The sequence below is a fragment of the Peribacillus asahii genome (assembly GCF_004006295.1).
Lineage (GTDB): Bacteria > Bacillota > Bacilli > Bacillales > DSM-1321 > Peribacillus > Peribacillus asahii_A.
Window position 1 is genome coordinate 2,940,623 of record NZ_CP026095.1, and the last position, 18,497, is coordinate 2,959,119.

Consider the following 18,497-nt stretch of genomic DNA (forward strand, 5'->3'; position numbering starts at 1 on the left):
AATAAACATTTTTCTACTATAATTAAAAAGGAGGAAAAAATATGGGGTTAAAGAGAATCAAACGGCACATGATTGACCAAGAGTTTGTGCAACAGGTAGATGACAGTGTTTCAACTTTGAATAATCATGCAACAAAGCTAAATGATCATGATGACGAATTGGCAGCAGTAAGCACCCAGTTGGCGGAAACCGAGATTCAAATCACTAATAAAACAGCAGGTAGAGTAAATTTAAAAGAGTATGAGAATCTGATTCCAAATAAAGCGATGATTCCTGACCCTGTAAATTGGGACTGGGAAATCCCGATGCAACAAGCCGTGAATGATGCTGATGACATTTTTATACCCGACGGAATCTTCTTTATGTCCAGTTTCCCTGTATTAACAACGAGAAAACATATACACGGTGCTGGTTCTAGCTTATTCCACTCTACATCTAAGACTGTTTTGCGTTTTCCAGCTGGTGTTAAAGGTATTACGACGCAAACAAATGATTCTGCCTTTACTGTTATTGAAAACCTTTGTCTCCATTCGCTGTCTACAACGTTAGGAACAGATGATGGCATTGTTCTTGGTTCAAATCGAGTAACGATTCGCAACGTACTTGTACAAGGTTTTGGTAGACATGGTATAAATATTGATTCAACGAATGGGAATGTAAATTTGTGCAATTTGGAAAATGTGCGCTCGTACCAAAATAAAGGAAGAGGGTTTAGCTTATCGGGTGGAGTTGATAATAATGTTTTAACACTCCATAAATGTGACGCAACGGGTAATGGTGATTGGGGCTTTTATAATACTGCACGACATAGCATATTATTTAATTGCCATGCGTCTCAAAATACTGGTGGAGGGTTTTATGATAACGGTATATCAAATGTTTACTATATGCCATATGTTGAAGAAGGTGTTGGGAATTTTTCAACAATAGATGCTTCATCTTCTTACGGTATATGGATAGCAACTTTTTACGCTGCAATATACCCAAGCGTTCACGCAAACGCTAGAACTTCATGGTTTATTCAGCACCAATCGGGATTCACAAGGAAATTAACAATTCACGACAACGGAGGACCATCTTCGGGGAAAAATTACGAGTTTGATAACGGGGTTTTTAACGCAGGAGCTTTTCGTTTAAGAAACGTAACCGACAATAAGAATATCTTTGATGTAAACTCAACTCTAACGAGGTTCATGTTTCATTTACCTATTGGATTTACGCCAGTAACAGCAAGTGCAACCAATAATACGTCATTTCTTGATAGTGCGGATAATATTTTAAAACATCGAGATAACGCAGGACGTACAGGGAATATGTCCCGTTTCGTAGCAGTGCCAGCTTCAGCAACCGCAACAGGGACTCCTGGTGACTGGTCGGCTGATGCGAATTATATGTACGTGTGTCATACTGCGAATACATGGAAACGAGTTGCAATCGCTACTTGGTAACACCCAGTAGGAAGATACTGTGAAGTGAATTTAGTGTAACTTTAAATGTATAAACATACAAACTACTGAATAAATATACATTAGCTAATTTCACAATCTCTCCCCTACTCTATTCACCAGTGTTTTCGCTTATAGAAACTAAAAATATATACATATAATAAAATTGACATTTTAAATGAATAAAATTACATAAAAATAAGACTGCATTCTCAAAGTGGGTAGAGTTGCAGTCTTATTTAGCTTTACTAAGCCTCTATTATTATATCAAAAATGAGGTGGAAAGACAATAACATTATATAGGAGTGTTTAATTTGAGTGAGGACTTGAATGGAAGACTATCTAAACTTGAAGCTAAAGTTGAAAATCATTCTAAACAATTAGATATACAAGCTACTAAAAATGATTTACAAGTTGAAATGAATACTCTACTTAAAATGCAGATTGAGTCTAATGAGAAACAGAATGTTCAAATGGAGAAATTCGCTGAAACGTTAGATCGAGTTGATGAAAATTTAACTAATTTAAATGTGAGCCAACAACGCCTGCAAAGTGAAGTTATACAGATAGGAAATCGAGTTGAAGACATCGAGAAGAAAGCAGATGAATCTAAGATTGATTTCGCTAAGTTATTTAAGCATATATTATGGACTGGACTACCGACTCTTATAGTAGCTTATTTATTATATAAATTTGGAATAAAATAAACTGGATTAAATTATCAGGAGAATATCAAATATGAAAAAAGAATACATAGTGTTTTCAAATCAGCTTGCAGGTTACTTAATGATGAACAAGTTCCCTTTGAAGCGAATGGGTAAATCAGATAAACAGGGATCAAATTTAAACATATTCTTTTTTAATGAATCTGAAGATTTACTCAGTAAAGTTGAAGAATTTAAATCAATCAAGAAGTAAATTTAATAATTTCACGTTGTAAGAGGTTGCGATTATCGTAACCTCTTTTTGTTTGTCAAATATTTATTATCTAATAGGAGGAATTAGTAAAATGCCAAGAAAGAAAACGCACGAAGAGTTTGTACAGGAAGTTAAAGAACTGGTTGGTGACGAGTATGCTGTTTTAGAGACTTACAAAAACGCACAGATAAAAATAAAAATAAGACACAATAATGAATCCTGTAATAATTATGAATGGAATGTTATTCCGAGTGGTTTTGTAAACTCAGGAAGCAGATGTCCCAAGTGTTCAGGTAATATAAAAAAGACTACTGAGGAATTTAAACAAGAAGTGTTTAAATTAACAGGTAGTGAATATGAAGTTTTAGGAGAGTACATAAACAACAAAACGCCAATTAAAATGAGACATACCTTATGTGGTTGTGATGATTGGATGGTAACTCCTGATAATTTCTTGAGAGGTAATAAATGTTATAAGTGTAGTGGTAAAATGAAAAAGAACCACGAAGAGTTTAAGCAAGAGGTTTATAGTCTCGTTGGTGATGAATACACTGTACTTGGAATATATAAGAATGCCAAAACTAAAGTCAAAATGAAGCACAATATTTGTGGATATGATGAGTGGAATGTTATACCTAAGAGTTTTTTATTAAATGGACGCAGATGTCCAAAATGTGCAAATGGCATCCGTAAAGAGAAAAAGACAAAATCTAATAGTAAATTTGAACAAGAAGTATTTCGACTGGTTGGAATTGAATATCAAGTTTTAGGTGAATACGTGAGTGCTAAAACTAAAATTACAATAAAACATAATAAATGTGGATACGACCAATGGGATGTTGCTCCATACAGTTTCTTACAGGGTACGAGATGTCCTAAATGCAACGCCCCTAAAGGCGAAACTTTAATCTCAAAATGTTTAGATAATTATAATATCAAATACGTACCTCAGTATAGATTCGATGATTGTAAATATAAAAACACCTTACCATTTGATTTTGCCATATTCAAAGAAAAAGAATTGTTATTTTTAATTGAATATGATGGTATTCAACATTTTGAACCACAAGAACACTTTGGCGGAGAAGAAGTATTTAAAGTACAGCAATTAAAAGATCAAATTAAGAATATGTATTGTACAGACAATAATATACCACTTTATCGTATTCCCTATTGGAAACTTGATGAAATTGAAGATATATTAAATAAAATTATATATAATAAACACACAGAAGTCGATAAGGCTTCTTTTTTAGTTTTATAAAACATGTAGTGTTTACGAAGAAAGGATGATTAATTATGACTATTGAAATTAAAAAGAATCTAGTGTCCTCAAGTAAATATAATGTCAAATGTCCCTATTCAATGGCTGCTAAATATATCACAATACATAACACATACAACGATGCTCCTGCTGCAAATGAAGTTAAATACATGAATAGTAATAACAATAGCGTTTCATTCCACTATGCTGTAGATGATAAAGAGGTTATTCAAGCTGTTCCTGAGAATCGTAATGCTTGGCATTGTGGAGATGGATCAGGTTCAAATTCAGGTAATCGTACATCCATTGGAGTTGAAATTTGTTACTCTAAATCAGGTGGAGAACGTTACAGAAAGGCTGAGGATTTAGCGATTAAGTTTATTGCTCAATTACTTAAAGAACGTAGTTGGGGAATTGAAAGAGTTAGAAAGCATCAAGATTGGAGTGGTAAATTCTGTCCTCATCGTATCTTAGATGAAGGTAGATGGAGTAGTTTCAAAAAGGAAATTGAGAAAGAGTTAGATAGTTTAAATGGTGAAGTAGTAAAGAAATCATACTCCCCTACTCCAACTAAAGTAAAATCTGCTACAACATCTAAGAGTGATTCAACTGACATTAAACTTCCTAATGGGGTCTATAAAAAAGGTGACAAAGATAATGCAGTTAAACAAATCCAAGAAGCTTTAAATGAACTGAATTTTAAAGTTGGAAAAGCAGACGGGATTTACGGATCACAAACTCAAGATGCTGTGTTAAGATTTCAAAAAATGTGCGGAATCAAACCTTATGATGGTATTTATGGAGATAAGACACGCAAGGAAATGTTAGAACAACTCAAATAAAATTACATAACAACTAGATTGAAACAGGAGAGGAATTTATATAATGATTACAGCTAGAATCTTAAAAATTACTGATGGTGACACTCTTCAGATTGAAATTCCTAAATTATCGCTACGTTTAGATTTTGTCGATGCTTTCGAGACGAAGGGGATTGAGCGTGAGTTGGGATTAAAAGCAAAAGCATGGATGGAACAACAATTATCAGTAGGTGATGAAATTCAAATTGATCCTAAGCATTTCGATATTTACGGTAGATTAATCGCTACTGTATTTGAAGATGGGGAAAACATCAATGGGAAAATGCTAAAAGAAGGCGTAGCAGAAGTCTACTCCCCTTCTAATCATAATAACGGAAAATTAGATTAAGGAGGTGTATATTATGAATATTAACTGGAAAGTTAGGTTCAAACAGAAAACTTTCATTGTAGCTTTATTCTCTGCGTTATTGTTAGCAGCACAAGCAGTTGCAAGTTTATTTGGATATGATATTCCTGTTGAGTTTAGCGACAAGTTAACTTATTTATTTAATACGGTTTTATCTATATTAGTGTTACTTGGAGTTGTAGTTGACCCCACTGTATCTGGGTTAGGAGATAGTAAAGAGGCATTAAAATATACAAAACCTAAATAAGCGCAGTTATTCCAAAATGGAGGCAACATCAAATGAAAAAAGAATATATAGTTTTTAGTCAACGTTTAGCTGCAACACTTATGTTAAAAGGTTTTGTGTTAAAACGAATGGAAAAAACTAATAGAGACAATTCTAATAGAAACGTATTTTACTTTAATGAGTCTAATGATTTATTAAAAATTGTAGAAGATTATAAAAATATCAAATAATTTAACATTATTAATTTAGGACTGTACATTATTGTGCGGTCTTTTTTATTTCATCAAATTAACAATCACTAAATGGAGGAATGACGGAAATGTCGAAAAAGAAAACACATGTTGAATTTACTAAAGAAGTATACGAATTAGTTGGAGATGAATATGAAGTTTTAAGTGAATATGTTAAAACACATACTAAAGTAAAATTAAGACATACTGAATGCGAACATGAATATGAAGTAACTCCTGCTAGTTTTTTAACAGGCAGAAGGTGTCCAAAATGCGCAGGAAGAATAAAAAGAAGTACGGAAGATTATAAAAATATACTTTATGAATTGGTAAAAAATGAATATGAATTAATTGGGGAGTATAAAAATAGCTCTACTCATGTCACATTGAAACATGTAATATGTAATAATACATTTGATGTTTTACCTAGCAACTTCTATAAAGGGAAAAGATGCGGTTACTGCTATGGAAACAAAAAGAAAACAACAGAAGAATTTAAACAAGAAGTGATTAATTTAGTTGGCAATGAATATGAGATTTCAAGTGAATATATAAATACAGATACTAAAATTAATCTAAAACATAATATTTGTGGACGTGATTATTATGTTAAACCTTATCATTTTTTACAGGGGTCTAGATGTCCGTTTTGCAATGAATCAAAAGGTGAAAAGAAAATTTCGCAATGGTTGAATGATAATGAGATTAAATATAAATCACAATATAAATTTGAGGATTGTAAAAATATAAATGAATTAAAATTTGATTTTGCGATTTTTGATTCGGAAAAAAGATTAATATGTGTCATTGAATATGACGGTGAACAGCACTTTAAACCTGTAGATTTTGCAGGAAAAGGCGAAGATTGGGCTATGGCATCTTTTGAAAAGAATAAGAAACGGGATGAGATCAAAAATACATATTGTATAACTAATAGCATTCCCTTACTTCGCATCCCTTATTGGAGGTTTGACGACATTGAGGAAATATTAAGTCAATATTTAACAAAAGGTGTTTCAGACTCAGAACAAACTGGATAATATTGAAAACTTAAAATAATACATAATTAAAGGGAGTTTCAGATATTCTGATTCTCCCCTCTTTTGTGTTGATTCTAAGTTGGATTATTAGTTTATTCTAACTCTAAATTTTTATACATTTGAACCATATTTTGCGACAAGGAGGTAAATTAATGTTAAATAGAATTGATAAAAATATGATAGATAAAGATTTTGTTAAAAAAGTAGACGATACGGCTGCGATTTTAGTAGAAGCATCTAATGAAATTGGGGTTTTAACTCAAAATACAGAAGAGATTACAACGCAGTTGGCGGAAACTACGCAGGATATTGACATTTTTTCGGGAATAACAGGAATAAAAGTAGAGAATTTCAAACGATTGGCAGGCGAAACAGACGATACAGGTAGAGTGCAACGAGCTATAGATAGCATACCTGCACCTCAAGTTAAAGCAACATTAATTTTTGCGGAAAACCAATATGATATCGGAACGAGCGTAAACCTCCCTAACATTCCGATAAAATTAGTTACTTTTGTGGGAACTGTCATTAATGCCACGACTACAAATCCGTCATTTCTTCGTACACACCATAAAAAATTAGAAGTAGAAGGATTTACTTTCAAGGGTGCAGGAAATGGAATTAAATTTAATATGGCTTTATCCGCAGCTATGAACTTTGATTTTCATATTAAAACATGTGCATTTGAAATGAATAGCGGTGTATACGGATTATACTTTTACGGAGCTAGAGAAGGCACAATCGAAAAATGTACGTTTAAGAGCGGGAACGGGATTTACCGACAAGACACAGTAAATACTCTTGTGGATATGTGTATTTTCTTAGAAGGATTGGGAATTGGCGTGATGGATGACGGTTCTGTTGGAGCGAACGCAGCTTACAGTTGCGGACTATATCTTCACAAATGCCTCATGTTGGGAGTTACCGAAGGAGTCGTTATACAATACACTGACCATTTCACAATTGACGGATGTATGATTGATTATTGCGATAAACCACTTCAAATATACGGTCAAGACGGTGGAGTTATTTGCGGAGGTACTTATATTTCATCTCGGACGGTTAACCCTTCCATCCGAATCGCTAAAGGGGCTTCATCTACGGATAGACCTAGAAATATTAAAATTACGGATTCGTTTATTTTAGGACATTCAACGTCACCGTTTAGCTGCATCTACATTTCAGATGGTACAGATATTGACATAAAAGCGGATATTACATTCTATTCAGAGTACGGAGTAAAATATGAAAATACGGTTAAGCTGAAAATTAATCTATCTAACATTTCGCCACGATCTGGGTACGGAACAAACTCCATTAAATGTTTAGCAGGTGACGATTCAACTAATATTACAACGTTTAGTACGCTAGACCAACCGACAAGTACACAGTATATGAGGTATAGGGACTGTCTTGGACACGCTAGTAGACGAACAGGAACAGCGACTATAGCGGCAGGAAGTACAGAGGTAACCGTTACTCATGGAGCTAATTCTATTCCGACTATTAACAACGTGACTGTGATGCCTACTAACAATTTAGGATCTGCGCTTAAATATTGGGTAGACCCTTTATCTGTAACAGCATCAACCTTTAAAATTTACGTAGACCAAAACCCTTTAGGAAGTGGTGCAACGTTTAAATGGGAAGTTAACATTTAATGAACAGTCGGAGTATGCAGTGACATATAAACACGAAAAAATGTAGGTTTTATCTTAAGAAGTTTGTGAGGTAATGGAGTGATCCCCTCTTCCCTATCTCACAAACTTTTATTTTTTATTAAATAAAATTATATAAACAAGAATTCTTCTACATTACATCTATTTTAGGTGTGATGAATGAAGGGTTTTTATTTTACCTTCAGGTTACTTAAATAAATTAAACAAGGAGTGATTAGTAATGGAATTAAAAAATTACAAAAAAGAGGATTTGTTTTACTGCTATTCGATTCATCTTTTTCATTTTCTTAAAGCAAATGGGTTTTATTATTTGTTTAAAGATAAAAATCCTAGCAGTGATAAATTCTATTGGGTGTTTGAACGTACACCTAAGTTTTTAGAGGCGTTGACTATGTATACAGACAATAAGAACAAGTAAATTTATTTAATTTTTATTATTTTAAACTAGGGAGTGTTATCAAATTGAGTAAATTAATTAAACATGGTGAAGAATGGGTTCATACTGAAACTGGAGAGGTTTGGACTCAGAAACGATTACAAGAATATAATGATAAACAAATGTTCGAAAATCACAACCAGTATATGAAGAATGCGATTGAACATGATCTTAAAGTTAAGAAGAAGTTAACTACTATAAGAGAATCAAATGAAACAAATAGAAAAACTATTAAGGAAGGATATAAGTTTAATATGATACATAGAACAGATATTAAAGAATTATTACTTTCTAATAAACTTACAGTCCAAGAGTTTGCTTTTATCGGTGCATTTACACCATTTATTACATATCCAGATAACGACATAAAGATTAATAATGAATACTTTCCATTGGAGGATTTAGCTGAATTTTGTGGCTACAGTAAGAATATAATGACACGTACAATTAAAAAGTTAGAAGAACTAGAAGTGATTAAAGTTGTAAAAGGTGGAAATAGACCTCCTATTATATACTTTAATCCTTTTTTATTTTCTGCTGGACGTGAAATATCTAACGATACCTATATGATGTTTTGTAAAAGTAGATATAATCCTGACGTTGCTCACTACTGCTGACGCTTCCCTCTACCCAAGACAGTCTAATAGAATAAGAAGCAGAAATACATAAAAACAGCTAGAAACGTTGATATGACAAGCTTAGTTGGACTTTTTACTATCACATATAGTGTAATCTGTCTCCCATTCAGTGGGAATCATAAATAAATTTATATGATTTTACAAGGCTACGCAATGTTGCGTGGTCTTTTTTATTTTTAACTAGGAGGAATGGAAAATGTTATTAACTAAAACTGCGAATGTAAAATGGTATTACAAAACAAAAGAATATTATGAAAATAAGGGTTATGTATTTACAAAGTTTAATGATATATTTGAAGTTTCAATTGAAGATTTATATGAAGGAAGTAGCGTATATGTAGAATATCAATGTGATTTTTGTGGCAAGAAGCGCAATAAAGTGTACAAGGATTATACTGATTCTAAAAAGAACGATTTTACCAATAAAGACGCTTGTCGTGGATGTTACCCCATTAGAAAAGAAGAAAATATGAAGATCAGACAAAGAAAAGGGATACTTAAAAGGAATGATCCGTATTATTGGAAATTTAAAGAGAATCGCCTTGAAGAATTAAAATTGTATATAGAAAAACACGGAACCCTCGATAGTATTACTATGGGTGAAGGAATAATCATCAATCAACAAATGAATAACTATAAAGATGATTTGGAAGAGATGGTGAATGAACTAGGATATTCCTTATTCGACCTTGTAAGTAGAATTCCAATTGGATATTATGATGACTTCAATAAACTTGAAAAAAATATATTGGTTTTGATTGAAAAGTATAGTAGATTTCCAAGATTGGCAGAATGTCAAAACGAAGGAATTTCACAATACATAATTGATAAACACGGTGGGATAGACGAGATTAAGAGAAAAATGAAATATTACGATGATACTGATCTGATTGATGACAGAGGATGGTATAATAAGTCGTCTTACGAGTACATGGTTGCACAATTTTTAATCTCGTACAACATTCCTTATAAAAGAGAACAGTACCCATTCCCTAATTCCGAGCGTGAATTCAGAAGTGACTTTACGCTTTTTCCATTAAACAAGGAGCCGATTCATGTTGAAGTATGGGGTTATAATGACAAGTTGGACAATGATATTGAAATGGAATATTCTAAAAGGAAGAAAGAGAAAAAAGAATTATATGAAAAGTATGGGGTTAATTTGATTTCTATTGAGAAAAGCATCTTTAAAGACACTAAGTATCATCAAATCATTGAATCGCTCTATATTATTTTTAAAGACTTCTTAGAAATTAAATATGTCCACGTTGAGGATGCTATAATTATTCCTACTAATTTAATATCAGATGAAGAACTATTCGATAAAATAATGGAATACAGCGACAATGATGACTGTTTACCAAATACAAGTAGAAGTTTTGATAAAAAGGGGTTCGGGAGACTATATAAAGAAATAATAAAAAGGTATGACTCTTTTAGTGATTTTGGGAAAAAGTTTAATATGATTACATTTAACGAAAAAATGAAGAATGATAAATTAAATATACAACAGTTTAATATATAAATCAAGAATAAAATTACATAATTAGCAATACAAATAATAAGGGGAAATCAGTATTATCTGACTCCCCTCTATCCTATTCTTCCCTATCGTTTCAACCTCTTCCCCACTCACCCATTCCTCTCTCAAGCGTTTGAGGGACTCTTGATTAAATTTAAATACACATCGGTTAGCAATTCTTTATAAGTTGGAATTGATGATTCTGTCTCATCATAAATTAACATCTTTAAATCTGACTCATCTAAATACTTTCCAAATTTATTAACAAATCTAACTTTCTCCTCTGAGCTAAACTCCTTTACTTTATGCACATTTTTATAATTAAAATTGTCATTTGGATTCAAAAAATTATTTATTTTTGTAGTAGCAATTTTATTAAGAATACTATTCAAAATATAGTCATTAGTATCGTTTGATCTCCAACGTATACCTCTACTTTCAGCTACCTCTCTTAAATCTGATTTCGTGTGAAACTTTCCTTTTTCGGATAAGTAATCATATAAAATTTCATCATCTAAATTCAATAACTCACCTATTGTAAACTTCATTTTATATTAACCCTACCTTTCATAAACGTTTATTTATCAATATTCTTGTCCATTATTTTTGATATATGGCGAATAACACAGACCAAGTACCTTTTACACTACTTCTCCCCACTGCGAAATACAATGAGCCTCATCAATAGCTACTAAGGATAGATTCATATGCTGCCATTCTTGTTGAAAAGCGGAATGATCTAGACGCTCAGGAGCAATATAAACCAGCTTATATTTTCCTTGCTTAATATCGTTCATTCGCGTATATGCTTCACTAGCAGAGATTGAGCTGTTTAAATACGTCGCTTCAATTCCATTATGTACAAGCGCATCCACCTGATCTTTCATTAAAGAAATGAGAGGCGAAATAACAAGTGTTATGCCTGGAAACAAAAGAGCTGGAATTTGATAACAAATCGACTTTCCTCCACCAGTCGGCATAATTCCTGCTGTATTTTTTCCTGCAAGCACCCGTTCAATAATCGCTTCCTGCCCACTTCGGAACGACTCATATCCAAAATAATGTTGTAAATACTCACGTGCTTTCGTAATCAATAAAAAGCCCTCCTCATTGCTGATTCATAGCTATATTGTACATGTCTTCTTTCATAACGTGAACTATTAACTGTTTTACCGATTTAAGCATAAACAAATCGAATGTGCATACTTTTGTATAGGCAGAATCTTTCTGTGAAGGAGGGACTTTATATGAGTCAACAGCATGAACAACCGTTTACACAGGTCAAAGCGTGGCAACCTTTTCACAGTCCATTTGACCCATGTCCACCTATCGGCAATAAATTTTACCGAACTCCTATTAACATATATATGACCTTTCAACCACCAAACCTTGAACAATTTTCCCCACAAGAAGCATTAAGGAGCGGCACACTTTGGAAAGTTTTTTATGATTATTATGAAAACCCATATCGAGAGAGGGATTCTTAAATGAATAAGAAACTAGATGCAGAATACTATCAACTGCTGGAGCAAATCCAAGCCGCCGACTTTGTTCTCGTTGAATTAACCCTGTACTTAGATACACACCCAGATGATCAAAATGCATTAACGCAATTCAATCAATACTCGGAGTATTCTAGACAATTAAAAGCCATCTTTGAGCCAAGATATGGTCCGTTATTACAATATGGAAATAGCCCGGTTGGTCAACAATGGGACTGGGGATGCGGCCCATGGCCATGGCAGGTGTAAGGAGGGAAAAGTATGTGGATTTACGAAAAAAAATTACAATATCCTGTGAAAGTCAGCACTTGTAACCCAAAGCTCGCGAAATATCTCATTGAACAATATGGAGGCGCAGACGGTGAACTCGCTGCTGCTCTCCGTTATTTAAATCAACGATACACGATTCCAGATAAAGTAATCGGATTACTTACAGACATTGGAACAGAGGAATTTGCGCATCTCGAAATGATTGCAACGATGGTGTATAAATTAACAAAAGACGCCACACCGCAGCAAATGCGGGCAGCTGGCCTCGCTGAGCGGTATGTGAATCATGATGGTGCTCTGTTTTATGAAAATGCTGCCGGAAATCCGTGGACAGCGACATACATTCAAGCAAAAGGGGATCCAATTGCCGATTTATATGAGGACATCGCAGCCGAAGAAAAAGCAAGAGCTACCTATCAATGGCTAATTGACATTTCCGATGACCCAGATGTTAACGATTCATTACGTTTTTTACGCGAACGCGAAATTGTACACTCTATGCGTTTCCGAGAAGCTGTCGAAATTTTAAAAGAAGAACAAAACAGGAAAAAGATTTTTTAATAAGGTATACAGAATATGCATTTATATTTACTCAAAATGTATCGTGACGAAGTTTATAGGTTGGGGCGATTCGCCTCCTCCTATTTACTTTTTTGACTGTGTTAATGAATAGTGTTGATTAATAAACGCCTAATTGGTTTACATAATAATATTAAAATAAACTAAAAAAGACAAAACGGCAAAGAAAAATGTAAATGACTTAACAAATATAATGAAAAAAAACATCGTTTTTCACGATTAACAGTGCGCGATAGTATTCTGAAGATACCAATTGGAGCAAGTATCCCATTTTAAATGTACCTGTACACACTTTCAAATAATGGATTAGAAAACGAGAAAGGCCATGAATCCTTCAAAAAGTTCCATGGCCTACTCTCATTTATTTTCGATCAGACGAATAAGTCCAACCGTCCTCTTGATAAACTTTTCCTTCTTTCATCAACTTTCCTAATGCGCGTTTAAATGCTCCTTTGCTCAACCCAAAATGAAATTGAACGTCTTCTGGCTGCGTTTTATCCCCATATGGCATCGCGCCGCCACGATTCATTAAGTAACGTAAAATGACCTCGGCATCCTCCACCATTTTATCTTGTTTAAATGGCATTAACGACACATTTAATGTACCATCTTCTTTGCTATCAATGACGCGTCCTTCTACAAATTCTCCTAATCGAGGCTCTTGCTTCCGCTCACTTTCATGCACAAAGCAACGGTAGCCTTCTTGTGAAACGAAGAACGAACCGACCATTAATAAGCGATATACATTTCCTTTAACCGTCGTATTACGTACACCTTTTAACGGCGCTTTTACCGCCATTTCCTGAATGACATCTTCCGTTGCTAACTTAGCAAATAAGCGCTCTTGACGATCTGTTTTTAAAGAAACATATAAACGGTCACCCACTGCTGGCCATAGATGCTGTAAATTCGGTAAATCATCTAATGATACTAAAATGTCCTTAGATAGACCGATATTGACAAATACACCTAACTCTCTTCTAACATTCACTACTTCCGCCCAGCCATATGTACCAACTTGAATACTTGGAATCTTCATTGTTGACGTTAAACGACCTTGTTTATCTAAGTAAATAAAAACGGTTACTTCCTGCCCAATTTCTAGTTCTGTTCCTTCTGTTATTTCACTATTATGAAGCAATACATCATCTGTGCCATCTGTTAAAAAATAGCCAAATTCCGTTTCGCGATCAACTTCTAATTCAACAGCCTTGCCGACCTCTATCATTTGCATGTATGATTTCCTCCTGTGCGTTCCTTTACTTATCATTGTACCCTGATATGTATTTTTCAACATAGTTGAATCTATCACTTTTTACACTCGATGTACAGGACTAGTATACAGAGCCTGTTTTACTCATCTCATTTAGTTTTATCGATTTGCAGGTGATCAACTCCATGCTTCTCTAAATGAAGGTGATAGTCTTCTTCTAGTTCAACAATGCGCTCAAACGCTCGTTCCTCATCGTATACATGCTCTGTCATTTCCCGAGCCAAGTCCCGGCGTGCAAGATAATACGCTAATTTATCTTTAAACACCATCTCTTCATACTGATCAATTACCTGTTGTATGCCATTTTTACATGTTGCTGTCACATCATATAAGTTATACTCTTCATCCCATTCAACACCGTCAAAACCAAAGTCTTTTGCCAGTGACAATATGTACTGTTCCATTTCACCAAACGCTTGAGCCTCATTCGTCTCCTGGTCAGAAGAAGCTACCCAATATCCATATTGGACAAGCTTAAATAATGTTTCATATTGTTCTCTTTTCAAGTGAATATTCATAAAAAACTCCTCTATATTTTTTACTTTATAATCTTAAACAGTATACTAGTGTACCACTTATGTACAGTTTAAAAAACATAGAAGGTGACATGTTTGTATACGGTTTAATATAATTAAGGTTATGTTAAATAATACGGTGGATAAAAGCTCCATAAACAGGAGAGAAACCTAAAAATCAACACCATCATATTTGTAACTAAACAAAAAACGGAAGTGATTTTTTGAACATTAGAAAAGCTACGGAAGAAGATGTAACCGGCATTGCCCATGTTCATGTTGAAACTTGGCGCTCTACATATGCAGGCATTATTCCCGATGATTATTTAAACTCATTAACGATTGAGAGCCGGACAAAGCATTGGAGAAGAAATTTAAAAACCATCCATTCTGCAATCTTTGTAGCGGAAAATGCCAATGGAGAAATTATCGGCTTTGCTGCTGGTGGAACCGAGCAAACGAGAGACCCTGTTTATCAAGGGGAAATTTACGCGATTTATATTTTGAAGGAGTATCAACGACAAGGCATTGGTAAACAGCTTATCAAGCCCATTCTGGATATCTTAATTACAAAGGAGTATAAAAATGTCGTCATCTGGGCATTAGAAGAGAATGTAAATCGCGCTTTTTATACCTCAATGGGCGGAAAACTTATTGCGTCAAAACCGATTTCTATCTATGGAAAAGAACTAATTCAAGTAGCTTATGCATGGGAAAATATTCATGATTTAATGAGAGAAGTAACGTTGTAAAGGGAGGCTGTCCAACTCCCTTTACACCTATTAAACCTCCTTTGTCACATGCCTAATTCTCCAGCTTTTCTCTTCCTTCACCACATCAATAGATACTAAAACCATTTGACTTTTTTTATTCCCCTGGTAGAATTCGTAAAGAAAACTGCCTGTATTCTCATGAAGGTTATATTTGCGCAATCGTAAATACTGAATTCGATTTTCTTCATTAAAATTCCGGTAAAAAAGAGAGGCCCCATTTTCAAAAGTAATATGTGTAGACTGTACTTCCACTTCTTCAGTAACCCTCTTTTCTACTTCATTAATATTTTGATCTTGTACAGCCAATAAGAAACGATAGATCTCTCCATCTACTAAATAAGCGATATCTTCCTTTTCTTGCATACAGCGAATTTGCTCTTCTAATTCAAATACTTTCGCTTTTAGAGACAATTTTTCTTCAATCATCGCTAATTCTTTATCTTCTTGAGTGGATGGTGAAATAGGAGTTGAACAGGAAACTAAAAGAAAACAAGCATATATGAGAACAATTATATATTTTATCGGCACTTCCTACACTTCCCTCCTTTCAAACTGCCTTTATAGTATTTAGCTATGTATAGAACACTGTTAAATCGTGATGAACCATTTTAGTTAACGGGTACCTACTAGTTAAACGAATAAACCTATCAAAAAGTTTCATAAAAATTGAAAAATAACCCAACTTACCCTTAATTTAGTTCCTTTTACCTAATTAACTTTGAAAAGGAGATTTTTAAATGATTTCTCCGTTTCTATACATTCTACAGATTCCGCTTACGACAATTAATCGTTTATACAATCAAATTTCCTCCTTTCCCTAAATCCATGGTATAATTCTAAGGATTATTGTCATTGGAGGAATGTAAATAAATGATTACTGTAAATAATGTTGGTTTACGCTATGGTGACCGTAAACTATTTGAAGATGTTAATATAAAGTTCACACCTGGTAACTGTTATGGATTAATCGGGGCAAATGGGGCTGGTAAATCTACATTTTTAAAAATCCTTTCTGGTGAAATTGAAGCACAATCTGGCGACGTTCACATGGGGCCAGGCGAACGCCTTGCTGTCCTAAAGCAAAACCATTTCGAATATGAAGAAGAAGAAGTATTGAAAGTGGTTATTATGGGGCACGAGAGATTGTATCAAGTAATGCAAGAGAAAGATGCGATCTACATGAAAGAGGATTTTACAGATGAAGACGGTATGAGAGCAGCTGAGCTGGAAGGCGAATTTGCTGATATGAATGGTTGGGAAGCTGATTCAGAAGCAGCCATCCTTCTTAAAGGATTAGGAATTGGTGAAGATCTGCATTATAAGAAAATGGCAGAATTAACAGGTGGCGAAAAAGTAAAAGTATTACTTGCCCAAGCGCTATTTGGAAAACCTGACGTTCTTCTTCTTGACGAGCCGACCAACCACCTTGACTTAAAAGCCATTCAATGGCTAGAGGAATTTTTAATTAACTTTGAAAATACCGTGATTGTTGTTTCACATGACCGTTACTTCTTAAACAAAGTATGTACACATATCGCTGACCTTGACTTTGGTAAAATTAAAATTTATGTTGGTAACTATGATTTCTGGTACGAATCTAGTCAACTTGCTCTTAAAATGGCACAAGATGCAAATAAGAAAAAAGAAGAGAAAATTAAAGAATTACAAGCATTCGTTGCTCGCTTTAGTGCGAATGCATCCAAATCAAGTCAAGCAACTTCTCGTAAAAAATTACTAGATAAAATTACGCTAGATGATATTCAACCATCGTCTCGTCGCTATCCATATGTAGCCTTTACACCGGACCGTGAAATCGGAAATGACCTTCTTCGTGTCGAAGGCATTTCTAAAACAATTGATGGGGTTAAAGTATTAGACAATGTAAGCTTTATTATGAATAAAGATGATAAAATTGCACTTGTTGGTAAAGATGAGATTGCCAAAACAACATTATTTAAAATTCTTGCTGGTGAAATGGAGCCTGATAGCGGTACATTCAAATGGGGTGTAACGACTTCTCAAGCCTACTTCCCGAAAGATAACGCAGAATTCTTCGAAGGATGCGAGTTATCATTAGTAGACTGGTTACGTCAATTCTCACCGAATGATCAAACAGAAAATTTCCTACGTGGTTTCCTAGGCCGCATGCTTTTCTCTGGCGAAGAAGTAATGAAAAAAGCAAGTGTTCTATCCGGTGGGGAAAAAGTACGTTGTATGCTTTCTAAAATGATGTTAAGCGGCTCAAACGTATTAATGTTAGATGAACCAACGAGTCACCTTGACTTAGAATCTATCACAGCCTTGAATAATGGACTGATTGCTTTTAAAGGTTCTTTAATCTTTGCTTCTCACGATCATCAGTTTACAGAAACCATTGCAAACCGTATTATTGAAATTACACCTAAAGGCATTATTGATAAACAAATGACATACGATGAGTACTTAAATAATAAAGACTTACAAAAGCAAATTGCTGAAATGTATCAATAAATCTCCTCAAAGAACGCACAGCTAAACATCTTGGCTGTGCGTTTTTCACGTCTTCTCCTGAATAAAAGATATAAAAAACAGGTATATTGATACGGGAGGCGTAAAGTTCATGGATACACACTTAATTAAACAAGCTTTTGACAATACAGGCTACTATAATCTTTATGAACAATTTCATTATCAAATTGACATAACAGGACTATTTGATACAGTGGAACAACCACTTATCATTGAGCATTTTTTAGAATGTTACAGTTTTGACCCCGAACAACATTTATTCTTTGATGAATTTGCTTTTCACTTTAGGACCTTTCACTATACTTCGTTAAAGAGAGAATTACAATCTTTTTATAATGCTAAATACCTTTACTAATTAAAACTCTCATGATGCTGCCAAAGTTCACATCATTATTTTAGCATCACGAATAAAAAACCAGGTCTAGCCTGGTCTTTTAACGTTATCAATAATA

The 18,497-nt window shown here is 34.0% G+C and carries 23 protein-coding genes and 1 pseudogene; 19 read left to right on the forward strand and 5 right to left on the reverse strand.

The annotated features are described in order from the left end of the window. Nucleotides 1-41: 41 nt before the first annotated feature. The 13 genes from BAOM_RS14390 to BAOM_RS14445 all read left to right on the forward strand — a co-directional run bounded on the left by BAOM_RS14390 (nucleotide 42) and on the right by BAOM_RS14445 (nucleotide 10,628). The gene (locus BAOM_RS14390) at nucleotides 42-1,448 is read left to right on the forward strand and encodes a right-handed parallel beta-helix repeat-containing protein (protein WP_127760861.1); all 1,407 of its coding nucleotides are present in this window, start codon (nucleotides 42-44) and stop codon (nucleotides 1,446-1,448) included. 311 nt (nucleotides 1,449-1,759) lie between these two features. Further along, on the forward strand, nucleotides 1,760-2,152 hold the full coding sequence (locus BAOM_RS14395) for a hypothetical protein (RefSeq protein ID WP_127760862.1): 393 nt from the start codon (nucleotides 1,760-1,762) through the stop codon (nucleotides 2,150-2,152). A gap of 31 nt (nucleotides 2,153-2,183) precedes the next feature. Further along, the gene (locus tag BAOM_RS14400; RefSeq protein ID WP_127760863.1) at nucleotides 2,184-2,363 is read left to right on the forward strand and encodes a DUF5659 domain-containing protein; all 180 of its coding nucleotides are present in this window, start codon (nucleotides 2,184-2,186) and stop codon (nucleotides 2,361-2,363) included. A gap of 91 nt (nucleotides 2,364-2,454) precedes the next feature. Continuing rightward, nucleotides 2,455-3,627: a hypothetical protein gene (locus tag BAOM_RS14405; protein ID WP_127760864.1), complete on the forward strand. Its 1,173-nt coding sequence runs from the start codon at nucleotides 2,455-2,457 to the stop codon at nucleotides 3,625-3,627. A gap of 35 nt (nucleotides 3,628-3,662) precedes the next feature. Further along, nucleotides 3,663-4,469 (forward strand): peptidoglycan recognition protein family protein, encoded by an 807-nt coding sequence (locus tag BAOM_RS14410; protein ID WP_127760865.1) that lies wholly within the window; start codon nucleotides 3,663-3,665, stop codon nucleotides 4,467-4,469. A 43-nt stretch (nucleotides 4,470-4,512) separates the two neighbouring features. Then, on the forward strand, nucleotides 4,513-4,836 hold the full coding sequence (locus BAOM_RS14415) for a thermonuclease family protein (RefSeq protein WP_127760866.1): 324 nt from the start codon (nucleotides 4,513-4,515) through the stop codon (nucleotides 4,834-4,836). Between the two features lie 13 nt (nucleotides 4,837-4,849). Continuing rightward, nucleotides 4,850-5,101, forward strand: a complete 252-nt coding sequence (locus BAOM_RS14420) for a phage holin (RefSeq protein ID WP_127760867.1) — start codon at nucleotides 4,850-4,852, stop codon at nucleotides 5,099-5,101. Nucleotides 5,102-5,133: 32 nt separating this feature from the next. Continuing rightward, nucleotides 5,134-5,310, forward strand: a complete 177-nt coding sequence (locus BAOM_RS24545; RefSeq protein ID WP_164853250.1) for a DUF5659 domain-containing protein — start codon at nucleotides 5,134-5,136, stop codon at nucleotides 5,308-5,310. Nucleotides 5,311-5,399: 89 nt separating this feature from the next. Further along, nucleotides 5,400-6,350: a DUF2726 domain-containing protein gene (locus BAOM_RS14425; RefSeq protein ID WP_164853251.1), complete on the forward strand. Its 951-nt coding sequence runs from the start codon at nucleotides 5,400-5,402 to the stop codon at nucleotides 6,348-6,350. A 152-nt stretch (nucleotides 6,351-6,502) separates the two neighbouring features. After that, nucleotides 6,503-8,011, forward strand: a complete 1,509-nt coding sequence (locus BAOM_RS14430; protein ID WP_127760869.1) for a right-handed parallel beta-helix repeat-containing protein — start codon at nucleotides 6,503-6,505, stop codon at nucleotides 8,009-8,011. Between the two features lie 238 nt (nucleotides 8,012-8,249). After that, nucleotides 8,250-8,447: a DUF5659 domain-containing protein gene (locus tag BAOM_RS14435; protein ID WP_127760870.1), complete on the forward strand. Its 198-nt coding sequence runs from the start codon at nucleotides 8,250-8,252 to the stop codon at nucleotides 8,445-8,447. 44 nt (nucleotides 8,448-8,491) lie between these two features. Further along, nucleotides 8,492-9,082: a hypothetical protein gene (locus BAOM_RS14440; protein WP_127760871.1), complete on the forward strand. Its 591-nt coding sequence runs from the start codon at nucleotides 8,492-8,494 to the stop codon at nucleotides 9,080-9,082. 217 nt (nucleotides 9,083-9,299) lie between these two features. Beyond that, nucleotides 9,300-10,628, forward strand: a complete 1,329-nt coding sequence (locus tag BAOM_RS14445) for a hypothetical protein (RefSeq protein ID WP_127760872.1) — start codon at nucleotides 9,300-9,302, stop codon at nucleotides 10,626-10,628. A 122-nt stretch (nucleotides 10,629-10,750) separates the two neighbouring features. On the opposite strand, the gene BAOM_RS14450 is transcribed toward BAOM_RS14445, so the two are convergent. Together BAOM_RS14450 and BAOM_RS14455 are read right to left on the reverse strand one after the other, a co-directional pair. Beyond that, nucleotides 10,751-11,173: a hypothetical protein gene (locus BAOM_RS14450; RefSeq protein WP_127760873.1), complete on the reverse strand. Its 423-nt coding sequence runs from the start codon at nucleotides 11,171-11,173 to the stop codon at nucleotides 10,751-10,753. 105 nt (nucleotides 11,174-11,278) lie between these two features. Then, nucleotides 11,279-11,719, reverse strand: a pseudogene (locus BAOM_RS14455) (DEAD/DEAH box helicase); the annotation flags it as partial. 153 nt (nucleotides 11,720-11,872) lie between these two features. Between BAOM_RS14455 and BAOM_RS14460 the strand changes: the two are divergent. Genes BAOM_RS14460 through cotJC form a run of 3 tightly spaced genes read left to right on the forward strand, consistent with a single transcriptional unit; the run spans nucleotide 11,873 to nucleotide 12,958 of the window. Next, nucleotides 11,873-12,112, forward strand: coding sequence for a spore coat associated protein CotJA (locus BAOM_RS14460; protein WP_127760875.1), 240 nt, complete (start codon nucleotides 11,873-11,875; stop codon nucleotides 12,110-12,112). Next, entirely contained in the window at nucleotides 12,113-12,376 is a 264-nt protein-coding gene (gene cotJB, locus BAOM_RS14465) for a spore coat protein CotJB (protein WP_127760876.1), read from the forward strand. Nucleotides 12,377-12,388: 12 nt separating this feature from the next. Then, on the forward strand, nucleotides 12,389-12,958 hold the full coding sequence (cotJC, locus tag BAOM_RS14470) for a spore coat protein CotJC (protein WP_127760877.1): 570 nt from the start codon (nucleotides 12,389-12,391) through the stop codon (nucleotides 12,956-12,958). Between the two features lie 379 nt (nucleotides 12,959-13,337). On the opposite strand, the gene BAOM_RS14475 is transcribed toward cotJC, so the two are convergent. Then, nucleotides 13,338-14,210, reverse strand: coding sequence for a CvfB family protein (locus BAOM_RS14475; protein WP_127760878.1), 873 nt, complete (start codon nucleotides 14,208-14,210; stop codon nucleotides 13,338-13,340). 128 nt (nucleotides 14,211-14,338) lie between these two features. After that, on the reverse strand, nucleotides 14,339-14,767 hold the full coding sequence (locus BAOM_RS14480; protein ID WP_127760879.1) for a hypothetical protein: 429 nt from the start codon (nucleotides 14,765-14,767) through the stop codon (nucleotides 14,339-14,341). A gap of 221 nt (nucleotides 14,768-14,988) precedes the next feature. On the opposite strand from BAOM_RS14480, the gene BAOM_RS14485 reads away from it, so the two are divergent. After that, on the forward strand, nucleotides 14,989-15,516 hold the full coding sequence (locus BAOM_RS14485) for a GNAT family N-acetyltransferase (RefSeq protein WP_127760880.1): 528 nt from the start codon (nucleotides 14,989-14,991) through the stop codon (nucleotides 15,514-15,516). A 30-nt stretch (nucleotides 15,517-15,546) separates the two neighbouring features. On the opposite strand, the gene BAOM_RS14490 is transcribed toward BAOM_RS14485, so the two are convergent. After that, nucleotides 15,547-16,065, reverse strand: coding sequence for a hypothetical protein (locus BAOM_RS14490; RefSeq protein ID WP_127760881.1), 519 nt, complete (start codon nucleotides 16,063-16,065; stop codon nucleotides 15,547-15,549). A gap of 342 nt (nucleotides 16,066-16,407) precedes the next feature. Here BAOM_RS14490 and BAOM_RS14495 point away from each other — a divergent pair, with 342 nt between their 5' ends. Together BAOM_RS14495 and BAOM_RS14500 are read left to right on the forward strand one after the other, a co-directional pair. Continuing rightward, the gene (locus BAOM_RS14495; protein WP_127760882.1) at nucleotides 16,408-18,027 is read left to right on the forward strand and encodes an ABC-F family ATP-binding cassette domain-containing protein; all 1,620 of its coding nucleotides are present in this window, start codon (nucleotides 16,408-16,410) and stop codon (nucleotides 18,025-18,027) included. 109 nt (nucleotides 18,028-18,136) lie between these two features. Further along, nucleotides 18,137-18,400, forward strand: coding sequence for a hypothetical protein (locus BAOM_RS14500; RefSeq protein WP_127760883.1), 264 nt, complete (start codon nucleotides 18,137-18,139; stop codon nucleotides 18,398-18,400). Nucleotides 18,401-18,497 lie beyond the last annotated feature (97 nt).